The organism is Mesorhizobium sp. M0909 (genome assembly GCF_040319515.1).
GTDB lineage: Bacteria > Pseudomonadota > Alphaproteobacteria > Rhizobiales > Rhizobiaceae > Mesorhizobium.
On the sequence record NZ_JAMYOA010000070.1, the window covers coordinates 1 to 638 of the forward strand.

Genomic DNA, 638 nt, shown 5'->3' on the forward strand with positions numbered 1-638 from the left:
TCGTCCAGCGCCTTGTGCGCGCCAAAACTGCGCGACACATTCGATACCTGCACGCCCGCCATTATTTCTCTCCGCCGAATTTGAAGAAACGCGCCGTGAGCAGCATCAATGCCATCGACACGACAATGATGATCGTCGAGACCGCATTGATCTCAGGTGTGAATCCCTTACGGATCGCGGCGTAGATTTCGACCGGCAGCGTCGTTTGGCCGGGCGTCGACAGAAAGTAGGATACGACGAACTGGTCGAAGGACACGGCGAAAGCGAACAGCCCTCCGGCAATGACACCCGGCATGATCCAGGGCAGCGTGACGCGGTTCGTCACCTGCCATTGATTGGCGCCGAGCGAGCGCGCCGCCTCTTCCAACTCGGGCGCGAAGGTCTGCAGCCGGGCCGATACGACGACGATGACATAGGGCAGTGCAAGCGCGACGTGGCCGAGAAGGATGGCGAACAGACCGCGCCCGATGCCGACGCCGAAGAAGAAGATCAGCATCGCCGTGCCGGTAATCAGCCACGGAATGGCGATTGGCGGAAACAGCAGCGCCTGCAAGAATTTTTTGCCGCGAAACTCATAGCGGTAGAGCGCCAGTGACGCCGCGGAGCCAAGCACCACGCAAATGATGGTGGTGATGACC

At 60.2% G+C, this 638-nt stretch carries 1 protein-coding gene; it reads right to left on the minus strand.

The genetic code is table 11. The annotated features are described in order from the left end of the window. Positions 1 to 61 precede the first annotated feature (61 nt). The coding region (locus NKH83_RS31565) for an ABC transporter permease (RefSeq protein ID WP_352809082.1) at positions 62 to 638 on the minus strand (577 nt) is incomplete at its 5' end.